Source organism: Pantoea sp., from assembly GCF_032114055.1.
Classification (GTDB): Bacteria; Pseudomonadota; Gammaproteobacteria; order Enterobacterales; family Enterobacteriaceae; genus Pantoea.
Genome location: NZ_DAMCTB010000004.1, coordinates 331,155 through 353,838, shown reverse-complemented (window position 1 = coordinate 353,838; position 22,684 = coordinate 331,155). Strand labels below are relative to the sequence as shown.

Genomic DNA, 22,684 nt, shown 5'->3' with positions numbered 1-22,684 from the left:
TGATTGTTTCCTCAGTCGTTCTTCCCTCTGCCTGCGCCTGCCCTGCTCGTCCCTCGCCGCTTAACACGGTTAGCACTGGCAAGCCCGGTCCCGGCGTTTTAAGGTAGAGGTTTTCAGCAGAGGGAGAGTGAAATGCGTATTCTGATGGCAGGTGCTGGCGCGACCGGCGGATATTTTGGTGGCCGACTGGCGCAGGCGGGCCAGGACGTTACGTTTCTGGTGCGCGAGCGGCGTTATCAGCAGCTTCAGACTCACGGTCTGGTCTTACAGACGCCGCAGGGCACAGAAACGCTGCAGCCGCAACTGGTTCAGGCCCCTGCTCTGACGGGCCATTATGATCTGATTATCGTGACGGTAAAAAGTTTTGGCCTTGAACAGGTCATGAATGACATTGCGCCTGCGGTCGGACCGGAGACGCTGATCATGCCGATTCTCAACGGAATGCGGCACATCGCCACGCTGCAACAACGTTTTGGCGAGGATAAGGTGATCGGCGGCCTGTGCAAAATCAACGCTACGCTGGGTGAGAATGGCGAAGTGATTCAGATGACGCCGCTGCATCAGATCTATTACGGTGCGCTGGATGGCAACAATGATATCCGACTGCAGCGGGTTGATGCGGCGCTGCGTGAGGCCGGTGTCGACAGCCGGTTCAGCGATAACATTATGGATGAGCTGTGGGAGAAGTGGCTGCTGCTCAGTACGCTCGGCGCGGTCTGCTGCCTGGCGCGCGGGGACACCCGACAGATCCTTACCTCGCGCGGAGGCGAAGCCCTGTTGCAGGCGGTTTTCGCCGAGATCCTGAGCGTCATCACCGCCGAAGGCTATCAGCCGCGTCCGGCAGCGACCGCCCGCATTTTTGAAATGTTAAATAACCCGGCGACGCCGATGACTTCCTCTATGTACCGCGATCTCACCCAGGGCTATGATATTGAGGCCGATCAGGTGATTGGCGACCTGCTGCTGCGGGCAAAACGTCACAGCCTCGTCACGCCGCTGCTGAATGCCGTGGATGTCAATCTGCAGGTCTATCTGCAGCAGCGATAACCTCCCGGGCCGGGTACCTGTGCTGACCGGATGCCACAGTGCGTCCGGCCCGCGTGGCGGTGAAACTGTGGCTTACAGCAGCAGCGCAGCGGGAAAATTTGCTACACTCATCGCTCAATTTTTTGGAGAGTTCAATGACTTCCCGCTCTGTGACCCTCGATGATGTCGCTCAACTGGCTGGCGTTTCCTACCAGACCGTTTCACGTGTTTTAAATCGATCGCAACAGGTCTCTCTGCGCACGCGGGAAAAGGTTGAGGCAGCGATGCAGCAACTCAATTACGTGCCGAATCGTGTGGCGCAGCAGCTGGCGGGCAAGGCGACGCGCACTCTGGGTCTGGCCACCAGCGATCTGGCGCTGATGGCCCCGGCGCAAATCGCCTCGGCGATACAGCAGCGCGCCGCCAGCGCGGGGTATCATCTGGTGATTGCGATGGACAGCGGCAACGATGCGGCCGCTACCGTGAACGAACTGCTGGCGCAGCGGGTCGATGGGCTGCTGATTAATCTGCCACTCGAGGCGGAGGCGGCGCAGCAGATCCAGCTGCTCTGTGGCAGCAAGCCAGTCCTGTTTCTGGATGTTGAACCTCAGGCCACCGTGGCGCAGTGTCAGTATCCAAACGAATCAGGTGCGCGAGCCGCCGTTGAGCATCTGGTGGCACTGGGCCATCGTCAGATTGGCCTGCTGAACGGGCCACAGCGGTCGGTGTCGGCCCGTCAGCGTGAGAACGCCTGGCGACAGGCGCTGGCCGAACATCAGTTAACGCCCTACTGTTCGCTGCGCGGTGACTGGAGTGCCCGATCCGGTTATCAGGCGCTGATGACACAGCTTCCCGCTAACCTGCCGCAGGCGCTGCTGGTGGCGAACGACCAGATGGCACTGGGTGCGATGCGTGCGCTGCATCAGTATGGTGTGGCGATACCAGGCGAGATTTCGGTGATTGGCTATGACGATACGGCCGAAAGCGCCTGGTATCAGCCGCCGCTGACTACGGTACGACAGGACCTGCATGCGCTGGGCGCACAAAGCGTTGAGCGGATGCTGGCCCGGCTGCAGGGCAGAGAGCCGGAAAACGATGCGCTGGAAACCACCCTGGTGATCCGCGAAACCACGGCTCCGCCGGGCGATAAGCAGGCTGATTTAGCGGTACTGTCGCAACAGCTTCAGAGCATTGCCCGCAGGCTGGCAGGCGAGTAAACCTGCTGAATCTGCGCGGCCGCAGGCAATAAAAAACCCGCATCACCGGAGTGGATGCGGGTTCGCATCAGACAGATCGCACACTAACGTGCGATCTCTCCTCAGGCTTTCGGATGTTCACCCACGCCCATCGCTTTGATTTTTTTCGACAGCTCGCGGCGCTCCTTCGACAGGTCGGCGTTTTTAATGATGTACTCATCCACGCGATCTTCATAGTCAACACGCATGCTGGCGATGATTTCCTGAATGGCCTCAACGCTCATGCCCGGTTTGATATACTCGCTCAGGTTGTCCAGCAGCAGGACGCGCTTCTGGTTGTCGCGGATTTTTTTCTCGTTGTCGACAATTTCACGCTGCAGCTTGTTTTTGCGGCGGAACATACGTACGAACTCCAGTACGTCCTGAAATGATTGCTTGGCATTTTCCATGATGGCACCTTTCTTTGAGCCTGCTGACGCAGGGAGAGAGTCAAAACGATCAGCTTAGCGGCTAGCCCGCCAGGTAAGCAATTTTCACAGCTAAATTCAGACTGGCTCTTATCTTAGCGCAAAGAAACCCGGTTTCACATTAAGTCATTGTCTGAGGTGATTATTTGCGCAGCGCCATCCGCATCAGATCGGTCATCCGCTCCAGCTGTTTCGCCAGTTCCAGCGTCAGCCAGACGTAACCGTAGATGGGCGTCTCCTCCAGTCCGTCGTTGCGCGCATCGGCGATCAGCCGCCGCAGTTCAGCGCTGATTTCGGTGAGTTCATGGCTGTTCGCCCCTCCCTCATCCGTAATGCCCTCAATCGCCATCACCGACAGCGCCCGCAGCGTGTTCTCTGTGGTCTGCTGCATACGGCGCAGCGCGGGCGCGTTAAGCATGATCAGATGGCTCTCACGCGAAGCCCACCAGGCATTAATCTGCATCTCAATGGTGTAAACCATATTACGGTTTATGGTCTGAATCGCTTCAAGCACCGACTTGGGGATGCGCGTCTCTTTGCTGGCGGGCTCCAGCAGTGCCCGCATTTTGATGACGCTGCTCAGCAGCTTGCCCAGCGGCTTGTTGAGACGCGGCTTTTCCACCAGGTTGGGCGAAAAACCGGCGTGATAGATTTTCGCCATGGCCGCCAGCGTATCTGAAAGCTGAATGCGCCAGTGGGTATAGGCGCGCTGCGCCCAGATAGCGGTAAACAGCAGCGCCATCAGCGACCCCAGAATCACATCGCCGCCGCGCCACAGAGCGACGGTGAAATCGCCGGTCGGTGCCCCCACCACCACGCTCAGCGTGATGCCGATTAACAGCGCCATATAGGGGTGTTTGCCCAGCGTGAGGTAGCCGCTGATCACCATGATAAGGCCGCACCAGGCCAGCATAACCGGCATGGAGATCAGCTCCAGCTTCAGGGCGATCAGGCCGGAGATGGAGCCCGCCACGGTGCCGCTGATGCGCTGCAGCGCCCGCGGAAAAACATTACCCCAGGTCGAGATCGGTCCCATCACCACCACCAGCGTAATCAGCGGCCAGGTGCCTTCCGGAATCCCTGTCGCGCGGACAAAGATAAAGCAGAGTATAAAGGCGATGGCAATACGGATGCCGTGGACGGAGCGGTAGTGGCGATAAAACCAGAACTCCAGTGTTGAGATAGGCTTGTCAGAACGCAAAGTGACTTTCCGGTTGCGGGATAACGATGCGGCTATCTTAACCCTGAATCAGCCGCAGACTCAGCCCCGCCAGGCCGTTTCAGATTCGTTTTGACGTTCCCTTACAATTATCAACATTCTCCTCACATCCCTGTCAGCAGATTAAAACAATGCCACACGGCTTTTTAACGTCTGCCGCCCGTCCGCAGCCGACTCGGGGCGCCACGCTGACAAAACGGGCAGCCTGCTGGCTGCCCGTTCGTGAACCGGAAGTCGGCTAATCAGAATTTCTGCTTCAGATAGTCTGTCAGACGGGTCAGCACACCTGCCGGTTCAACCGCACTCAGCGCCACCAGCGGATAGTGCGCAATCTCCTGATCTTTATCCATCACCTGAATTTCACCGATGACCTCATTGGCCTTCAGCGGCGCTTCCAGGTCTTTGCGGTTGATGACATATTTCGCTTTCACACTCTGTACATCGCTGCGCGGCAGAGAGAGGAAGACATCCTCTGCCGTGCCCACGTCGACCTGATGCGGATTGCCGTACCAGACGTTTTCACTGCCAATCTTCTTACCGGCATGGAACAGCTGGACGGTGTCAAAGGTGTTTTGCCCCCAGACCAGCAGCTTACGCGCCTGCTCTTCACGCCCTTTCGCACTTTTTCCGCCCATCACCACGGCAATCAGGCGATGCTTGCCTACCACGTTTGAGGCGATGATATTAAAGCCCGCAGTTTCGGTATGACCGGTCTTCAGTCCATCCACATGCAGATTATTGTCCCACAACAGGCCATTGCGGTTGTTCTGGGTAATCCCATTCCAGGTCAGCGTCTTTTCGCTATACATAGCGTAAAAGTCAGGCTCGCCATCAATGATGGCGCGTGACAGTTTCGCCATATCAAGCGCGCTGGAGTACTGGCCTGGCGCATCCAGACCATGAACCGTTTCAAAATGGGTGTTCTGCAGGCCAAGTTTTTCGACATAGTGGTTCATCATGCCGACAAAGCTGGCTTCACTGCCCGCGACATAGTCAGCCAGCGCAACACAGGCGTCGTTACCGGAATCGATGATGACGCCGCGGCTTAAATCCCGGACGCTTAGCTTGTCGCCTGGCTTCAGGAACATCAGCGAGGAACCTTTGAACACCGGGTTGCCCGCCGCCCAGGCATCTTTCCCGACGGTGACCATGTCATCGCGGCTGATTTTCTTCTGATCGATCGCGCGATCCACCACATAGCCGGTCATCAGTTTGGTCAGGCTGGCGGGATTACGGCGTTCGTCGGGATTACCTGCGGTCAGAACCTGGCCGGTCGTGGCATCCATCAGAACCCAGGACGCTGCATCAATCGCCGGAGGCGTAACAGGAAAGGGAATCGCCTCAGCTTGTGCCAGCGAGGCCCAGAAAACAGTAGCGGTAACGGTGAACAGCAGGCGCCTTTTCAACACTTCATCCTTAATTACACGGGAGAACATTTCTAAAACGAAACGGAAACAGCCGCACGTTTTACGGCAAAAGCGTTGTGAAGGTTTGATTAAATTGAAAAAAAGTATGAATAGAAGAGGTGTGGTTTTATGCACGTTTCAACTTCAGTCCAGCCCGAGTGAAGTAATGCCACTCGCCTGGTTCAGATAAAAATGCTATTAAGAAATATTCACTCACACACCCGCACCATAAGATAATAACTCTTTCACAAAAATGATGCCTTGCATGAAAAATGTCAGGATGACCGTATTCAGATAATATCGCATTGTCGTTTTACACATCAAAAAAACAGTCTGCTGAAAGATAAAACTTCAGCCAGATGTCAACCGTGAAAACACCAAAAAAAGAGCACACTAAAAATCCAAGAGAAAGAGTCAGGGAGTAAGCAGCCCTTAATGTTTCATGTAATGAAATCCGCAGTTACTGCTCATTACTTCTGCTTTAAATAAATTGTAAAAACTACTCCCCCCTGACAGGGGGTAAGCCAGCAATTTACTGGAAAAAAACATAAAGAGCCAGGCACTGAAGTTAATGAACCATAAAGTTTTTCATCAAAAAGTCTGCTTCGGCCTTTTTCATCGCTGTCAAAAAAAATTATCGCATGGCGAAAATCCTATTTAAATCAAAAAATAACATAAAATTAACACTTCATTCACAATGCATGTTAGAATTGAAATCTATTTATTGTGAAAAATTAATTATGGACATCTGCTGACATGGCCGACTCTCAGGTTAAGTATCACTTTCCTTCAATTGATATATTAAGGTTTTTCGCCGCTATGTCGGTCGTAGTGTATCACTGCATAGAGCATTTCTCCTGGACAACGTTTCCAACTGATTATGGGACATTCTGGTTTCGAATGGGGTGGATTGGTGTAGATATATTTTTTGTCATCTCTGGATTTGTTATTTCACTGGCTGCATTTTCACAGATTGACAGAAACGGTGTGAAGGGGTTCCGTCGTGCTTTTATGAAAAAAAGACTTTGCAGAATAATCCCTCTGCACTATCTTACCATTCTGATATTCATTATTTTTTTATCACCTTCCCTGATATACAATCACTTTACCGTAAATCTGCTATCCCATCTTTTATTTGTACACAATTTTTCATATTTCACTCACGGTGATATCAATGGTGTCAACTGGTCACTGGGTGCTGAAATGCAGTTTTATATTCTTATCGCATTATTAGCCGCCTGCCTGAGAAATGGCAATGTTTACAAAGTTATAATCGCAGCCCTGTTGATAACTTATTGCTGGCGCCTCATGATTATCTATTGCAGCAATGCAGGCGTATTCAGTAATTTTTTCCATACGTTTGTTTGGGCCACGCAATTGCCAGGTATGCTTGACGAATTTTTGGTGGGATACCTTATTGCGCGATTTGTCCGATCCCGGCACGCAGTCAATGTTTTTTCCTATAAATTCACGCCTGCTATTTTATTTTTTTCTTTTTCAATCATGCTCTATTTCTTACTCACCACATACCTTAATTATTCCTCTTTCTGGCCTCATCCGTTAATGGTTCTTTTTTTCAGGACATGCATCGCAATCACTTTCGGTGTCTTGATTGTTTTTCTCTGCTCATTAAAAGTCAAAAAAAGCATCAGGGTAATTCTGACGCCTTTTTATTATGGTGGAACAATCTCATACGGCATCTATTTATGGCACTATCCTGTATTACTGTCAGTAAAAGAAAAGCTACCCTGGTTGCATCCCCTTCAGTCGATGACAGTCACCGTTTTCTTTACGTTAGCCTTATCCGCTCTTTCATGGCATTTTTTCGAAAAAAATTTCCTGGTGAAGAAGATATAATATTTAGTTAAGCCATTTTTAAACTGCAAATTATACGTTCCCTCATCAATTCGGAGAGCCTGTTTAACTACAGGTTCTCATCCACACCCGAAAATCTGAAGAAATTATAACCGTTGCAGCGCGTACGCATTAATTCAGTTTTAAAAACACCGGCTATATCTGCATTTTTTCACATAGTAATCCTTCGGGGGAATTCAACGTTTTTGCTTATCTACCTGATGAAAATTGGCTACTCTGGATATCTGAGTGCATGTTCCTATCAGATAAGTGCATCCGGATACGCTGGTGCTGTCACGCAGCAGCTAACCTGTGAAAATCACCCTGGCCTGAACTTCAGCCACATCGAATTATGGTTTACCATAGAGGTAGCCTCAGACGCCGTTCGGGCCGCTATACTGGCACTATCCAACAGAATTTTCCGTCAGGTCAGATAATGATGCGTTCACCCTGCGGCGCGTAACCCGATACAGAACGAACAGTGAGCCGTTCTATCGCACTCTGTTCATTAAGTCAGTGAACGCAATAAACGGATATGAAATTTGAATAACGACCGCGTACAGCCTACTTTCCTCTTCCACGATTATGAAACCTTTGGCACCAGTCCTTCACGTGACCGCCCTGCTCAGTTTGCTGGCCTGCGCACCGACAGCGAGTTCAATCCGGTCGGCGAACCGGAGGTGTTCTACTGCCGTCCGCCTGATGACTATCTGCCCCAGCCCGAAGCGGTCATGATTACGGGCATCACGCCACAGATAGCGATGAGTCGCGGCGTCAATGAAGCCGAGTTTGCTGAGCGTATCCACACGCTGTTCACCACGGAGCAGACCTGTGTGGTGGGCTATAACAATGTGCGTTTCGATGACGAAGTGACGCGCAATATTTTCTATCGCAACTTCTTCGATCCCTATGGCTGGAGCTGGCAAAACGGCAACTCGCGCTGGGACCTGCTCGACGTCATGCGGGCCTGCTACGCACTGCGCCCGGAAGGCATTAACTGGCCAGAAAATGAAGAGGGCTTTCCCAGTTTCCGGCTGGAACATCTGACCAAAGCCAACGGTGTGGCGCATGAAAATGCGCATGATGCGATGTCCGATGTCTATGCCACGCTGGCGATGGCGAAGCTGGTCAAAGAGAAGCAGCCAAAGCTGTTTTCGTTTTTGTTTACCCATCGGAACAAAAACAAGCTGATGAACCTGATCGATATTCCGCAGATGAAGCCGCTGGTTCACGTCTCCGGCATGTTCGGCGCCGCGCGCGGCAATACCAGCTGGATTGTGCCGCTGGCCTGGCATCCTGATAACCGCAATGCGCTGATCGTGGTTGATCTGGCGGGTGACATGTCGCCGCTGCTGCAACTGGATGCCGACACGCTGCGCGAACGTCTTTACACGCCGAAAAATGACCTGGGCGATCTGCCTGCGGTGCCGGTGAAACTGGTGCATATCAATAAGTGTCCGGTGCTGGCCCCTGCCAGCACACTGCGGCCGGAGGATGCGGCCCGGTTGAATATCGATCGTCAGCACTGTCTGGATAATCTGGCCCTGCTGCGTCAGCAGCCCGAGGTACGGGAAAAACTGGTGACGCTGTTTGCCGAGGCTGAACCTTTCACGCCGTCAGACGACGTGGACACGCAGCTTTATGATGGTTTCTTCAGTGATGCCGACCGTGCCGGGATGAACATCATCCGGCAGACCGCCCCGGCTAACCTGCCTGCGCTGGACCTGAGCTTTGAGAGCGCACGGGTGGCGAAGCTACTGTTCCGCTATCGCGCACGTAATTTCCCCGGCACGCTGGATGATGCCGAACAGCAGCGCTGGTTAGCGCACCGCCGCGAAGTGCTTAACGGCGATCGCGTACAGGCCTTTTTACAGGAGCTGGAGGCTCTGGCTAACCTGCATGAGGCAGATACCGAAAAGATGGGACAGCTAAAAGCCCTCTATCTTTATGCTCAGGAGCTGGTTTCCTGACGCTCCCCATGCATCGACCCGGCCACCTGTGCCGGGTCAGACTCTCTTCTGTTGAAACAGCGTAAATTACAGCAGCGTCCATACCAGCCAGGTCAGCGCAAAACCACTTAATCCCATCAATGTCGTCAGTACCGTCCAGCTACGCAGCCCGTCAGCGACCGACAGTCCAAGATAACGGGTAACAACCCAGAAGCCGGAGTCATTGACGTGAGACAGCCCCAGCGCACCAAAGCAGGCTGAGAGCGCAACCAGTACCAGTTGCATGTCCCCCAGCCCCGTCACAGCCGTACTCAGCAGTCCACAGGTTGTCACAATCGCCACCGTTGCCGAGCCCTGCGAGGCGCGCAGCGCCAGAGAGAGAATAAACGCTGCCGGAATGAGTGGCAGATGAATGGTCTGCAGGGAACCGGCCAGCGCTTTACCCACGCCCGACTCCACCAGTACCTTGCCAAATGCGCCACCGGCGCCTGACACTAAAATCACACCGGCCGCGGAAGAGATGGCGTTGTTCGACAGCGTCTCCAGCTTCTCTGTCGTCCAGCCGCGCCGCAGTCCCAGCAGCCAGGCGGCAAGCGCCAGCGTAATCAACAGCGCAACCGCCGGCGACCCGACAAGCGTCAGGATCTGCAGCGGCAGGCTGCCTGGCGTAAGATGCGGTGGCAGTAAAGTCCCGAGCATAATCAGCAGGATCGGCAGAACGATTAAGCCCGAAATCAGCAGCGCACCCGGCGCCTCTTTGTGGCTGCCCGACGGCGTCTGAGCAGAGGGTTCCGTCAGCTGCAGCTGTTCCAGCACCTGAACGGAGAGGTGATATTTTTTGCGGTTTAACGCTTTAGCCACGAAGTAACCGACAATGCCCGTGGGAATCGACAGGGCGATACCGGTCATCATCAGCCAGCCAAGGTCCGCATTCAGCAGGCCCGCCGCCGCTGCCGGCCCCGGATGGGTAGGCACCGTCACATGCACCATCAGCATCATCCCCGCCATCGGTAAACCGAATTTCAGCGGCGAGACGCGCATCACCTTGGTAAAACCGTAAATCAGCGGCACCACGATGATAAATCCGACGTCAAAAAATACCGGCAGCCCTAAGATAAAGGCGACGGTCGTCAGCGCAGCGACCATGCGCTGTGGCCCGCAGAGCTGAGCAAAGCGGTTCGCCAGCCGGTCCGCACCGCCCGACGTCTCTATGATAGCGCCGAGGATTGCGCCCAGCACGATAATGGCGGCAATACTGCCGAGCAGGCTCCCCATCCCGCCCAGTATCACCTTCATGATGTTTTCGGCCGGGATACCGGTGGTAATGGCGACAAACAGGCTGGCAATCAGCAGAGCAATAAAGGGATGAACTTTGGCTTTGATCACCAGCAACAACAGCAGAATCACGCTGACCAGCGCGATGGATAACAGCAGCGTAGTGGACATCGGAAGACCTCTGATTAATTATAATTTTCAGTAAGTTATGTTTTTTGTTGATTCAGCACTGGTGTCATTAAGCTGCAGCGATTCACCCTGTCTGACGGACAAACGGGATGCGTCGCTGCGGGTGTTCAGTGGCGTGTGCGCCAGGGGGCGAACCAGCCCAGGCCCGCCGTGGTAGTGGTGCGCGGAAAATATTCGCAGCCCACCCAGCCGTCGTAGCCGACTTCATCCAGCAGCGCAAAGAGCCAGGGATAGTTAACTTCTCCCTCATCCGGCTCATGGCGATCCGGAGCCGAGGCGATCTGCACGTGGCGATAGCGTCCGGCATAGTGGCGGATCAGATGGCTGAGGTTGCCATCTACCCGCTGTGCGTGAAACAGGTCAAGCTGGATGAATACGTTGGGCCGATCGATCTGATCGACCATTTCCAGCGTCTGATACTGGCTGGCGTAGAGATAGCCAGGTTTGGTGACAGGATTAAGCGCCTCGATCAGCAGATGAATGTCGTGCGGCGCAAAGCGTTCCGCTGCATAGCGCATGTTGGCGATAAAGGTGTCAACGTAACGCTGACGGTCGGCACCGGGCGGTACCGTCGCCGCCATGATGTGCACCTGCGGGCAGTTCAGCGCCAGCGCGTAGCTCAGGGCGCGATCGATATCCGCCCTGGCTTCCGCTTCCCGGCCAGGGATGGCCGATACGCCCCACTCTCCCGCCGCGACATTACCGGGTGCGGTATTAAACAGCACCAGTTGCAGCTGGTTCTCATCCAGCCACGCTTTGATCTGCGTGGCGGGATAGTCGTAAGGAAACAAGAACTCGACCGCCGTAAAACCGGCTTCCGCCGCCGCCGCGAAGCGTTCAGCAAAAGGCAGTTCGGTGAACAGTGTTGAGAGATTGGCAGCAAACTTTGGCATTATCGGCTCCTTAACTCAGCCACTTCGGCTTCGTTGAGATAACGGATCGGACGATCGCCCAGGGTGAATATCAGACGGGCCGTCTCTTCCAGCTCTTCCGTATTGTCGGCCGCTTCGCGCAGGGATTTTCCCACGACGACCGGGCCATGGTTCGCCAGCAGGAAAGCACGGTAGTGCGGCGCCAGCGCGGCCAGATCCTCAGCCAGTCGTTCATCGCCCGGCTTGTAGTAAGGCACCACAGGCACGTCACCGACCCGCATGACGACATAGGGGGTAAAGGGACGAATGCAGTTTGTGGTGTCCAGACCCTCCAGGCAGGAGAGCGCCGTCAGGTAGTGGCTGTGCAGATGCACTACCGCCCGGCAGTCGGGATTGTTCAGATAGAGCGCGCGGTGAAACGCGATCTCCTTGGAGGGCTTATCACCGGACAGCCACTCCCCCTGGGGCGTCACCTTCGACAGGCGGTCGCCCTGCAGTTCTCCCAGACAGGAGCCGGTCGGCGTCGCCAGCAGATTGCCATCCTCCAGCAACATCGACAGATTGCCCGCCGAGCCGGTGGCGTAGCCGCGCTGAAAGAAAGATGCACCCAGACGCACCATCTCGTCGCGCGCCCGCTGCTCAGCGGAAGAGATTGATTCAGACATAAGTAAACTCCGTTTGCGCCCGGCGGAAGAAATCTTCGTCGCCAAAATTGCCCGATTTCAGCGCCAGTGAAAGCGGCTGATGAATGTCGCGAACCCAGGGTACGCCGGGCGAGATCGTTGGCCCGATGTGAAAGGCCGTCACACCCAGACTCTGCGCCACCACGCCAGAGGTTTCACCGCCCGCCACGATAAAACGTTGCCAGCCGCGCCGTTTCAGCTCACGGGTGACGGCGGCGAACAGCTGTTCAATAGCCTCGCTGCTGCGCGCGGCGCCGTAGCGTTGCTGAATCGCCTGCAACTGCTGCGCATCCGCGGTGGCAAACAGCAGCGGCGCCAGCGTCTGATGATGGTTAGTCTCCACCCAGTCGCACAGCTGCCGGGCATAGCCCTCTGCATCCTCAAGGCAGGGCGCAATCTCCACTTCGCGGGCCGGCGCCAGCTGGCGATAAGCGGCGACCTGGCGGTTGGTCATCTGAGAGCAGGAGCCGGACAGCACCACGGCGCGCGCGCCCTGCGGACGCCCCGCCTGTTCAGCACCGGCATCCGTTTGTGCGCCCGCCCATTGCCGCGCCAGACCGATCGCCAGTCCTGAACCGCCGGTCACCAGCCGCAGATCCCGCACGGCCTCGCCCAGCGTCAGCAGGTGATTCTGATGCAGCGCGTCCGTAACCACGTAATTGACGCCCTGCTCCGCGAGCCGATCCAGCGCCTCACGAACCGCGGCGGCACCCTGTTCGACCTGCGCCGCTGCGATCAGGCCCGCATTGCCGCTGGCCTGCGCGTTCATCACGCGCAGCAGGTTGCTGTCATGCATCGGCGTTACCGGATGGTGCCGCATACCCGACTCCGACAGCAGCTGGTCGCCGACGAACAGATAGCCCTGATAGACGGTGCGTCCGTTCACCGGCAGCGCCGGACAGATCACCGTCTGCGTCTCACCCAGAGCCGCCAGCAGCGCGTCGGTCACCGGACCGATATTGCCCTGCGCGGTGCTGTCGAAGGTCGAGCAGTATTTAAAGTAGAAACGCTGGCAGCCCTGCTGCTGCAGCCACGCCAGCGCGGCCAGCGACTGCGCAACAGCCTGTTCCGGCGGACAGGAGCGGCTCTTCAGGCTGACCACAATCGCCTGTGCCTCTGTGACGACTTCCCCGCCGGGGATGCCGTTAAACTGAATTGTGCTGAGACCGTTCTGCACCAGGAAACTGGCGATATCGGTCGCCCCGGTAAAGTCGTCTGCTATCACACCAAGACGCATCACTTTTTCTCCCCGGCCTGCGGCAGGGTGATGCCGCTGAAGATTTTAATGACCGCGCTGTCATCTTCACGTCCATGACCGGCGTTGCTGGCTTCGGTAAACATGTTGAGCGCGACAGAGGCCAGTGGTAGCGGGAAGTGCAGCGACTTCGCGGTATCGGCGACCAGGTTCAGATCTTTCACGAAGATATCGACGGCCGATTTCGGGCTGTAGTCGCCGTCGACGACATGCTTCATACGGTTTTCGAACATCCACGAATTGCCCGCCGCATGGGTTACCACCTCATACATGGTTTCCAGCGGGATACCGGCGCGGGAGGCCAGCGCCATCGCTTCTGCGCCGACGGCGATGTGGACACCCGCCAGCAGCTGATGAATGATTTTCACCGTTGAGCCGAGGCCGATCTCACTGCCGACGCGGTAGACGCTGGCCGCCACCGCATCCAGCACGCGCTGAAGTTTTGCGAAAGCGGCGTCACTGCCGGAGGCCATCACCGTCATCTCTCCGCTGGCCGCTTTGGCCGCGCCGCCCGAAACCGGTGCATCCAGCATCAACAGCTGAAAGTGCGCCAGCTGCTGTTCGATCTGCTGCGCATCCCGGGCAGAGAGCGTGGAGGAGACCATGACGACCGTGCCGGGACGCAGTTTTGCTGCCAGGCCATCCTCGCCGAACAGGATCGCATTGACCTGCTGCGCGTTGACCACCAATAGCAAAACGGCGTCGAGCTGGTCAGCAAACGCGGACGCCGAGGATTGCGCATCGCGCGCACCGGCCTGACGCAGGGTCTCCAGCGCGGCGGGATTGAGATCCACGCCCCAGGTATTCAGCCCGGCACGCAGACAGGATTGAGCGGCCCCCATGCCCATAGAGCCCAACCCGATAACACAGATATTTTCAGCTGGCATGTCAGCCCCCACTGTTAAATTAAGTGATTATTTGTTTGTTACTGTTAATCCTGCCAGCTTCCTGCCGGTAAAAACGTGTCTCGTCTCACAAAAAAACATCGTGAGTGTGAAGCAGAACAATTTTTAACATTGCCTGCTCAGCCGCGCTTTGCGTGGGCTGCCGAACTCTTTGCAGCACGGCGCTTCAAGGCAGCTGTTATTTTCTGTTCTGGTTAACTGGCAGATCCCTTACAATGTGAAAAAATGGTAATTGTCAGGGAGCAGATATGATTCCGGTTGAACGTCATCAACAGATTCTTGCGCTGGTGGCCGATCGCGGCGTGGTCAGTATTGCCGAACTTACAGAACGGCTGGGGGTGTCACACATGACCATCCGCCGCGATGTGCAGAAGCTGGAGGAACAGGGCGCCGTGCTGTCCGTCTCCGGCGGCGTGCGCTCTGCCGATCGCCTGGCGGCTGAACCCTCGCATCTGACGAAGAGCACCCTGTTTAACGATGAGAAACGGGCGATCGGCCGTACCGCCGCACGGCATATTCCCCGTAACAGCTGCATCTATCTGGATGCGGGCACCACCACCCTGGCTCTGGCGAGGGAGCTGGTGGATCGCGATGATTTGCTGGTTGTGACCAACGATTTTATGGTGGCGAATCTGCTGATGGAGGCGAGTCAGTGCCGGGTGATCCACACGGGCGGAACCGTGTGTCGTGAAAACCGCTCCTGTGTCGGGGAGTCGGCGGCGCGCAGCCTGCGGCATCTGGCCATCGATATCGCGTTTATCTCCGCCTCCTGCTGGGGGCCGCGCGGCCTTTTTACGCCGGATGAAGATAAAGTGATGGTCAAGCAGGCCGTCTGCGATGTCAGCAGCAAGCGGGTACTGCTGAGTGACAGCTCGAAATATAACAGGATCGCGACGTTTCTGGCGTTGCCACTGGAGACGTTTGATCAGGTGGTCACCGACAAAAAACTCGGCGAAGCGGCACTGGCACAGTTGAGTGCGGGGAGCTGGGAGCTGGTGCTGGCGGGATAGTCCGCTCTAAAAAGAGTCTGGATACAGGCCGGGGATAGAGGCGAAAAGCGAGTATGTCAGGCTGTTGCCGCCTTCCCGAGTGCGTCGGGAAGGCGGCAACGTCAGCGCAATTAAATTTCTTCGCTGAACTGCGGCACCGGGTTACGGAAGCTGCGGGTCACAAATGCCAGGTAGAGAATACCGATGGCGGCCCAGATCAGGCCCAGCACCATTGAACTCTCTTCCAGATTCACCCACAGCGCCCCAACGGTCAGTGCGCCCAGCAGAGGCAGCAGCAGATACTGAACGTGGTCTTTCAGCGTCCGGTTACGCTTCTCACGTATCCAGAACTGCGCGATGACGGACAGGTTTACAAAGGTAAACGCGACCAGCGCACCAAAGTTAATCAGCGCCGTAGCAGTCACCAGGTCGAAATTAATCGCCATCAGCGCAATCGCGCCTACCAGCAGAACGTTCAGCGACGGGGTACGCCATTTAGGATGGATATAGCCGAAGAAACGCTCCGGGAATACGCCATCACGACCCATGACATACATCAGGCGTGATACACCTGCATGCGCCGCCATACCGGATGCCAGCACCGTGACCACCGAGAAGATCAGGATGCCGATCTGCAATACTTTACCGGCCACAAACAGCATGATTTCAGGCTGTGAGGAGTCCGGGTCCTGGAAACGCGTGATGTCCGGGAAATAAAGCTGCAGGAAATAGGATGCCGCGATAAAGATCACACCGCCAATCAGCGCCGTCAGGAAAATCGCGCGCGGAATGGTGCGTTCTGCATCTTTTGTCTCTTCCGACAGTGAACTGATGCCATCAAAGCCGAGGAACGAGAAGCAGAGTATTGTCGCACCGGTAATCATCGGCACCACATGCGCATTCTCAGACCAGAACGGACGGCTGCTCACCAGCGTGCCGGCACCGACGCCGCTTGCCACACCGTAGATCACCATGCCGGTGATCCCGACCATGACGACAACCTGCAGCACCACAATCACACTGTTGAAGTTGGCGACGGTTTTGATGCCCTTGAGGTTAGAGAGCGTCATAAAGCCCACCAGCAGCACCACAAAAATCCACGACGGGATACCCGGCACCAGTGATTCGAAATAGTTTTTCGCCAGCAGGATATTGATCATCGGCATGAACAGGTAGTCCAGCAGCGATGACCAGCCAACCATAAAGCCGACGTGCGGACTGATTGCCTTCTGAGCATAGGTATAAGCGGAGCCCGCAGAGGGGAAGCGGCGTACCAGCTTACCGTAACTCACAGCAGTGAACAGTATCGCAATCAGCGCGAAAGCATAGGCGGTGGCGACGTGACCATCGGTCAGCCCGGAAACGATGCCAAAGGTATCGAACAGGGTCATAGGCTGCATGTAGGCTAAGCCCATCATGACGACCGGAAGTAACGTAAGTGTTTTTTTGAGCTGCGCACGCTGTGGTGCGGCGGAGGTATTAAGCGACATGCTTCAGTCCCCCATGTGCGACAACCTGGCTGGGTTGGGTCACAGGGCAACTGCGCATTAAGCGACAGGGAGTCAGGCTGGTAGTGGACACGGCGCCGTAGTCATCACGAAAACGCGTACCAGCATTGGCTGGCAGAGTGTAAAACATCCCCATCTTTGTAATCCTCAATCTCACGCGTATGCGTGTTTTCAGTGTTTATCTATCCGGGTGCGTGCCCGGCCTCGGTTAAGTCAGCAAAAACGCTCTGTTAAAACTGGATGCAAAAAAAATAACCGACGCTGGAGGCGACGGTTATCATCTGATTTTGCAGGCCGCGTATTCTGCCCTAACCCGCGGCAGGAATTCAAGCCATCGGGGCATCTTATGCAAAAAAAGTACGTCAGATTGCCTATAACAGGGGCATCAGGCGTTTTTCAGCATCCAGTCAATTTCCGTCGCTGTCACCAGCCGCTCAAACTGCATCAGTTCATAGTTCTTGCAGCTATGCCAGACGCTGGCAAAACGTTCACCCAGCAGCTTCTGCAGCGGATAGCTGCTGTCGAACTCATACAGGGCATCACTCTGACGGATCGGCAGCGCCAGCCCCTCGGCCTGATGACCGTTGCCGGTGACCGGGTGCGGCAGCGGCAACTGGGTATCGAGTCCGTGTAGCATTCCGGCCAGTATAGCCGAGACCACCAGATAGGGGTTTGCATCCGCCCCCGCAACCCGATACTCAATACGATGGTTGTCGATATCACCACAGGGGACGCGTAGCGCCACGGTCCGGTTGTTGTGCCCCCATGACGCCTGCAACGGTACATAAGCATCCGGTACAAAGCGACGATAGGCGTTGACGTTGGGTGCCAGTAGCGCCATCGAGGCGGGCATCAGATCGATCATGCCAGCCAGCGCACGCTTCATCAGCGGGGAATCACTGCCGTCGTCGCAGGCGAAGGCGTTGTGGTCAGCCGCGTCCAGCATGCTGATGTGCACATGCATCCCGCTGCCCGCATACTCCTCATAGGGCTTCGCCATAAAAGTGGCGGTCATGCCGTGATTCTCCGCCACCTGACGAATCAGTCGCTTGAGCTGAACCGCGTGATCGCAGGCGCGCAGAACGTCACGGGTGTGATGCAGGTTGATCTCAAACTGTCCGGGCGAGGCTTCCGCCAGTGCACCATCGGCCGGTATCCCCTGCAGACGCGCCAGATCGTCGATATCGCGCAGGACATCGGCAAAGTGATCGAGGTTATCAACCGAATAGACCTGACTCTGCATATTGCGTTCGTCGCTGCCCGGCGAGCATGGCGGCTGAATAAAGCCTTCGGCATCACGCTTTTTGTCCACCAGATAGAACTCCAGCTCTACCGCTACCACCGGAAACAGCCCGCGGTTACGCAGCTGTTGCCACAGCCGGTTCAGGACATTTCGGGGTTCAACGTCAAAGGGAGTGCCATCTTGGTTACACATGGTCAGCAGCAGTTGGGCAATGTGCTGTGGGTCAGACGCGGAGGGAACTAAAGTACCGGAAACGGGCAGGCAGAGATTATCAGGTTCGCCCAGTGACTGGCCGAGTCCCGCTTCTTCCACCGTGTTGCCGAGAATATCCATTGCAAACACCGAAGCGGGGAAATAACACCCTTTTTCCAGCTTAGGCAGCGCAGAGACCGGAATGCGCTTGCCGCGGAACACACCATTCAAATCGTTTAGCAGGATATCAACATACTGCGTGTCAGGATGGCGCTCCAGCCAGGTTTTCACCTCAAGCTGGAACGCGCTGGTTCGTTTCTCTTCGCTGTGAAGCGTGAAGTCTTCCACTTCTACCAGGTTAGTCATGATCTCACCCGCCCCTGTAAGGTTTGCGTAATGCTCAAAATAACGGCCACAACACTAACATAGCGCCAACATAAAAAGTGTGCAAATGTAACAAATCTGTTTGAAGAACAAACAGCAGATTGCTAGATTGAAAAAATATTGCACACTTAACCGCCAGACGTGCCCTATCGGTAGATATTTCGAACAGTGATGCGAGGACGTGAGATGGGCATTATTTTTGACAAGCCGTTGATTGGCGTAGTGATGTGCCAGAAAGATCTGGGCGGTCATGCCACTCAGACGGTTCACAACAAATATATTGATGCGCTCGTCCAGGCGGGCGGCGTTCCTCTCGCTTTGCCTCACAGCCTGCTCGCAGCACCTCATCTATCAGAAAACGCTATGACAGTGCTGGATGGCCTGTTGCTGACCGGCAGTCCCAGCAATATCGAACCCTGGCATTATGGTGAAGAGGGCGAGGAACCGCACGCCGATCCGGGCCGCGACCGCCTCGCCTTTCAGCTCATTACCTGGGCCACCAGTCACAAAATGCCGATGTTCGGGATCTGCCGCGGGATGCAGGAGCTGGTGGTGGCAAACGGCGGCGCGCTCTGGCGGGATCTCAGCGAACAGCCGGGCCTGCGGGGGCATCATGAAGATGAGACGCTGCCGCTTAATCAGCAGTATGCGCCTGCGCACCCGGTCAACATCGAGCCGGGCGGCCTGCTGGCGACGCTGTTCGACAGTCACCAGCCGCTGCAGGTTAACTCACTCCATCATCAGGGTGTCCGCGAGCCGGGCCCGCAGCTGCGCATTGAAGCGCGCGCGCCGGATGGGCTGATCGAGGCAGTGAGTCTGCGCCACCATCCCTTTGCTTTGGCGGTGCAGTGGCATCCTGAATGGCAGCCTGCACAGGCGGCGGGATCGCAGGCGCTGTTCGGCGGCTTTATTCAGGCCGCCCTTCACTATCACAGAGGAAAAAAGGATGAGTGACGCTACGCTGGCACCGGGACGCCGACTGGCACAAATCCGGCAGACGCTGGGCCTGTCGCAGCGTCGGGTGGCGGAACTGGCCGGACTCACCCACAGCGCCATCAGCACCATTGAGCAGGATAAGGTCAGTCCGGCTGTCAGCACCCTGCAAAAGCTGCTGAAAGTTTATGGACTGTCACTGTCAGAATTCTTTTCGGAACCAAAACCGGACGCCGCGCCCCGTGTGATAGTTCGCGCCAGCGACCTGCTGGAAATTGGCAGTCAGGGCGTTTCGCTTAAGCTGATCGACAACGGCCTTGCACATCGCACGCTGGGAATGCTGCTGGAAACGTATCAGCCCGGTGCCAGCACGGGCGAGAAGCTGCGTCATCCGGGCGAAGAGACCGGCACGCTGCTGGAAGGTGAAATCACACTGGTGATTAATGGTCAGCAATTTCATCTCACTGCCGGAGAGAGCTACGTCATCGATACCGGTCTGCCGCACAGCTTTACCAACCGGGCCGAAACCCCCTGCCGCATTATCAGTGCCCATACGCCAGCCAACTTTTAGGCGCATTACGGAGGTTGTTATGAAGTACGTGGAGAGTTATTACGCAGCGACCGCCAATCCCCACGCGCCGTGGCCGACATTACAGGAGAGCATTCAGTGTGACGTCTGCATTATTGGCGGCGGTTTTACCGGCCTTTCAGCGGCACTCCACCTGACCGAGGTGGGTTACGACGTGGTGGTACTGGAGGCCGCACGGGTTGGCTTCGGTGCCAGCGGTCGAAACGGTGGTCAGGTGGTTAACTCTTACAGCCGCGATGTGGATGTGATTGAGCAGCGCTACGGTAAAGAGAGTGCCCGGATGCTGGGCAGTATGATGTTCGAAGGCGCGGCGATCATCCGCGATCGCATCGATCGTTATGCGATCGCCTGTGATTACCGGCCTGGCGGCATCTTTGCGGCCTTTAATGCGCGTCAGATGGCGCATCTGGAAAAGCAGAAAACGTTGTGGCAGCAGTATGGCAACCACGACCTGGAACTGCTGGATGAACGCGCCATTCGCCGGGAAGTCGCGACCGAGCGTTATGCGGGCGGTCTGCTGGACCGGCGCGGCGGCCATCTGCATCCGCTGAATCTGGCGCTGGGTGAAGCCGAGGCGATTCGCCGGCATGGCGGGCGCATCTATGAACAGTCAGCCGCAACAAAAGTCGTGTATGGCTCACCTAATCGGGTGAAAACGGCCCAGGGTGAGGTCAGCGCGACTTTCGTGATCTTCGCCGGTAACGCCTATCTGGCGCCCCAGCTGGAACCGCGGCTGAGCCGGAAAAGCATGCCGTGCGGATCGCAGATTGTTGCTACCGAGCCGCTGTCGCCCGATCAGGCCCTGTCGCTGCTGCCGAACAACTACTGTGTTGAAGACTGTAACTACCTGCTGGACTATTTTCGTCTGACCGCCGACAACCGCCTGCTGTATGGCGGCGGCGTCGTCTATGGCGCACGCGAACCCGCTGATGTTGAAGCCCTGATCCGGCCCAAGCTGCGGCGCACCTTTCCCCAGTTGCAGAACGTGAAGCTGGACTTTGGCTGGAGCGGTAATTTCCTGCTGACGCTGTCACGCATGCCGCAGTTTGGCCAGCTGGAGAACAATGTCTATTTTATGCAGGGCGACAGCGGTCACGGCGTGACCAGCACCCATCTCTCCGGCAGGCTTATCAGTGAACTGCTGCGCGGCAACGCCGAGCGGTTTAATGCTTTCGCCCGTCTGCCACATCTGCCTTTCCCCGGCGGCCGGCGCTTCAGCGTGCCGCTGACCGCGATGGGCGCGGTGTGGTATGCGTTGCGGGATCGGCTGGGAGTGTGAGGCACGGCCAGCGCTTTCCCCTGCCCCGCCGGGCTATTGCGTTTCGTCGGGGCACTTTCCACCCTTCCTGCTGACTGCATTTAGTATGTTGTAACTACAGAACGGAAAGGCGGTACACTTAAAAAGCAGGGGCGAACGCCCCTGCTCTGAAGCGATCGTCGCATTTCACTCCAGCGGCATCTTCACCGGATCACTATAGCGATACTCGAAACCGAGTTCAGTACAGATCCGCGACCCATCAATCAGCTTGCCGCTCTCCTTCACAGCCTCAGGCGCAAACTGCGGCGGCTGTAAACCCAGCTGGCGCGTGACGGCCGGATAGAAGGTGTCGCGCGAGGGATGCGCTGGCGCGCACAGGTTGTAAACCCGGCCCCCTTTCGGCGATTGCAGCAGCAGCGTAATCGCTTCCACCACATCATCCAGATGCACCAGATTCACGCCCTGCGAACCATTGGCCACACCCTGCTTACCCGCCAGAAACCTCCCGGGATGACGCTTCGGCCCGACCAGACCGGCCAGGCGCACAATATCCACGCTGGTGCCTGGCAGATCGTGCAGCCAGTTTTCCAGCCTGACCAGGGTTTTCCCGGCCACCGTTTCGGCGTCCAGCGGGCTGTTCTCCCGCTTAGGTCCCGACTGGCTGCCATAGACGGAAGTGGAACTGGTAAAGATTATGCGCGGCACCTTATAGACCAGCGCGGTATCGACCACGTTCTGCACCGCCTGCAGATAGGCTTCGCCCCCTTCGGCGGTCCGGCTGGCTGGCAGCGTGACGATAAGCGCATCCACGTTGAACAGCGGCTCAATATCTTCGGCATCACACTGCAGTTCCGGCGTCAGCTCCAGCTGGAACGCCTCGATGCCGCAGCGGCGCGCCGCCTCCACCCCGTCTGGCGTCGTTTTGCTGCCGGTAACCTGCCAGCCCCGGGCTGTTAACGCCGTGGCCAGCGGCATACCTAACCAGCCCAGCCCCACAATCGCGACCTTTTTCATTTTGACTCCTGACGTAAAACATCAACCCTGACTTCACCGTAGTTTGCGCCTGGATTGCAAACCGGAACAACCTGTTTCAGCGCTTTCCGAACGTCATGTTTAAAAAAGTGTTGCCAAGTGCAGTCATCTTCGCTAGGTTAAACCCCACAAATGAATACTCATTCATCAACGAGATTATTATGAAACGCGTTCAGTTTAACCACCATCATCACCATCATCCTGACTAGTCTTTCAGGCGATTGGTGCTGGGAGACTTTCAAGATCTTCCAGTGGTGTGA

At 56.3% G+C, this 22,684-nt stretch carries 20 protein-coding genes and 1 other annotated feature (1 of these 21 running past the window's edge); of the genes, 9 read left to right on the top strand and 11 right to left on the bottom strand.

What is annotated here, in order from left to right; all coding sequences use genetic code 11:
* The first annotated feature begins 132 nt into the window (after positions 1-132).
* Positions 133-1,047 carry a ketopantoate reductase family protein gene (locus RT657_RS09790; RefSeq protein WP_313654119.1) on the top strand — a complete coding sequence of 305 codons (915 nt, stop codon included), beginning with the start codon at positions 133-135 and terminating at the stop codon, positions 1,045-1,047.
* Between the two features lie 134 nt (positions 1,048-1,181).
* Positions 1,182-2,243: a LacI family DNA-binding transcriptional regulator gene (locus tag RT657_RS09785; RefSeq protein WP_313654118.1), complete on the top strand. Its 1,062-nt coding sequence runs from the start codon at positions 1,182-1,184 to the stop codon at positions 2,241-2,243.
* Positions 2,244-2,344: 101 nt separating this feature from the next.
* Here RT657_RS09785 and tmaR read toward each other — a convergent pair whose 3' ends face one another.
* The 3 genes from tmaR to dacD all read right to left on the bottom strand — a co-directional run bounded on the left by tmaR (position 2,345) and on the right by dacD (position 5,314).
* Positions 2,345-2,671 carry a PTS system regulator TmaR gene (gene tmaR / locus RT657_RS09780; protein WP_004571340.1) on the bottom strand — a complete coding sequence of 109 codons (327 nt, stop codon included), beginning with the start codon at positions 2,669-2,671 and terminating at the stop codon, positions 2,345-2,347.
* Between the two features lie 160 nt (positions 2,672-2,831).
* Positions 2,832-3,890, bottom strand: coding sequence for an FUSC family protein (locus RT657_RS09775; RefSeq protein WP_313654117.1), 1,059 nt, complete (start codon positions 3,888-3,890; stop codon positions 2,832-2,834).
* Between the two features lie 260 nt (positions 3,891-4,150).
* Positions 4,151-5,314, bottom strand: a complete 1,164-nt coding sequence (gene dacD / locus RT657_RS09770) for a serine-type D-Ala-D-Ala carboxypeptidase DacD (RefSeq protein WP_313654175.1) — start codon at positions 5,312-5,314, stop codon at positions 4,151-4,153.
* 756 nt (positions 5,315-6,070) lie between these two features.
* Between dacD and RT657_RS09765 the strand changes: the two genes are divergently transcribed.
* Complete coding sequence (locus RT657_RS09765; RefSeq protein ID WP_313654116.1) at positions 6,071-7,171, top strand: acyltransferase; 1,101 nt, start codon at positions 6,071-6,073, stop codon at positions 7,169-7,171.
* 539 nt (positions 7,172-7,710) lie between these two features.
* A complete protein-coding gene (sbcB, locus tag RT657_RS09760; RefSeq protein WP_313654115.1) occupies positions 7,711-9,138 on the top strand; it encodes an exodeoxyribonuclease I in 1,428 nt (475 codons plus the stop codon).
* Positions 9,139-9,204: 66 nt separating this feature from the next.
* On the opposite strand, the gene RT657_RS09755 is transcribed toward sbcB, so the two are convergent.
* From RT657_RS09755 to ltnD, 5 genes are all read right to left on the bottom strand, one after another.
* Positions 9,205-10,563 carry a GntP family transporter gene (locus RT657_RS09755; protein ID WP_313654113.1) on the bottom strand — a complete coding sequence of 453 codons (1,359 nt, stop codon included), beginning with the start codon at positions 10,561-10,563 and terminating at the stop codon, positions 9,205-9,207.
* A gap of 125 nt (positions 10,564-10,688) precedes the next feature.
* Positions 10,689-11,474 carry an HPr family phosphocarrier protein gene (locus tag RT657_RS09750; protein ID WP_313654111.1) on the bottom strand — a complete coding sequence of 262 codons (786 nt, stop codon included), beginning with the start codon at positions 11,472-11,474 and terminating at the stop codon, positions 10,689-10,691.
* Positions 11,474-12,118: an aldolase gene (locus RT657_RS09745; RefSeq protein WP_313654109.1), complete on the bottom strand. Its 645-nt coding sequence runs from the start codon at positions 12,116-12,118 to the stop codon at positions 11,474-11,476. The genes RT657_RS09750 and RT657_RS09745 overlap by 1 nt, the downstream gene beginning before the upstream one ends.
* Entirely contained in the window at positions 12,111-13,373 is a 1,263-nt protein-coding gene (otnK, locus tag RT657_RS09740; RefSeq protein ID WP_313654174.1) for a 3-oxo-tetronate kinase, read from the bottom strand. Before otnK ends, RT657_RS09745 begins: the two co-directional genes overlap by 8 nt.
* Entirely contained in the window at positions 13,373-14,278 is a 906-nt protein-coding gene (gene ltnD / locus RT657_RS09735; RefSeq protein ID WP_313654107.1) for an L-threonate dehydrogenase, read from the bottom strand. Before ltnD ends, otnK begins: the two co-directional genes overlap by 1 nt.
* Positions 14,279-14,544: 266 nt before the next feature.
* Here ltnD and ygbI point away from each other — a divergent pair, with 266 nt between their 5' ends.
* Positions 14,545-15,306 (top strand): DNA-binding transcriptional repressor YgbI, encoded by a 762-nt coding sequence (gene ygbI, locus RT657_RS09730; RefSeq protein WP_313654105.1) that lies wholly within the window; start codon positions 14,545-14,547, stop codon positions 15,304-15,306.
* Between the two features lie 110 nt (positions 15,307-15,416).
* Here the strand turns inward: ygbI and RT657_RS09725 are convergent, their stop codons facing one another.
* Both RT657_RS09725 and RT657_RS09720 read right to left on the bottom strand, forming a co-directional pair.
* Positions 15,417-16,775, bottom strand: coding sequence for an APC family permease (locus RT657_RS09725; protein WP_313654103.1), 1,359 nt, complete (start codon positions 16,773-16,775; stop codon positions 15,417-15,419).
* Between the two features lie 403 nt (positions 16,776-17,178).
* Positions 17,179-18,594 carry a glutamine synthetase family protein gene (locus RT657_RS09720; RefSeq protein ID WP_288474920.1) on the bottom strand — a complete coding sequence of 472 codons (1,416 nt, stop codon included), beginning with the start codon at positions 18,592-18,594 and terminating at the stop codon, positions 17,179-17,181.
* A 204-nt stretch (positions 18,595-18,798) separates the two neighbouring features.
* Between RT657_RS09720 and puuD the strand changes: the two genes are divergently transcribed.
* From puuD to RT657_RS09705, 3 genes are read left to right on the top strand one after another with little or no spacing between them, the layout of a single operon-like run.
* Positions 18,799-19,566 carry a gamma-glutamyl-gamma-aminobutyrate hydrolase gene (gene puuD / locus RT657_RS09715; protein ID WP_313654102.1) on the top strand — a complete coding sequence of 256 codons (768 nt, stop codon included), beginning with the start codon at positions 18,799-18,801 and terminating at the stop codon, positions 19,564-19,566.
* Positions 19,559-20,116, top strand: coding sequence for an HTH-type transcriptional regulator PuuR (gene puuR, locus RT657_RS09710; RefSeq protein ID WP_313654100.1), 558 nt, complete (start codon positions 19,559-19,561; stop codon positions 20,114-20,116). Before puuD ends, puuR begins: the two co-directional genes overlap by 8 nt.
* Positions 20,117-20,135: 19 nt before the next feature.
* Complete coding sequence (locus tag RT657_RS09705; protein WP_313654098.1) at positions 20,136-21,413, top strand: FAD-binding oxidoreductase; 1,278 nt, start codon at positions 20,136-20,138, stop codon at positions 21,411-21,413.
* Between the two features lie 165 nt (positions 21,414-21,578).
* Here the strand turns inward: RT657_RS09705 and RT657_RS09700 are convergent, their stop codons facing one another.
* Positions 21,579-22,406 carry an SDR family oxidoreductase gene (locus RT657_RS09700; RefSeq protein WP_313654097.1) on the bottom strand — a complete coding sequence of 276 codons (828 nt, stop codon included), beginning with the start codon at positions 22,404-22,406 and terminating at the stop codon, positions 21,579-21,581.
* A gap of 179 nt (positions 22,407-22,585) precedes the next feature.
* Here RT657_RS09700 and hisL point away from each other — a divergent pair, with 179 nt between their 5' ends.
* Complete coding sequence (gene hisL / locus RT657_RS09695) at positions 22,586-22,633, top strand: his operon leader peptide (RefSeq protein ID WP_118665699.1); 48 nt, start codon at positions 22,586-22,588, stop codon at positions 22,631-22,633.
* Positions 22,609-22,684: a sequence feature (His leader region), on the top strand (it continues 45 nt past the right edge of the window). It overlaps the preceding gene by 25 nt.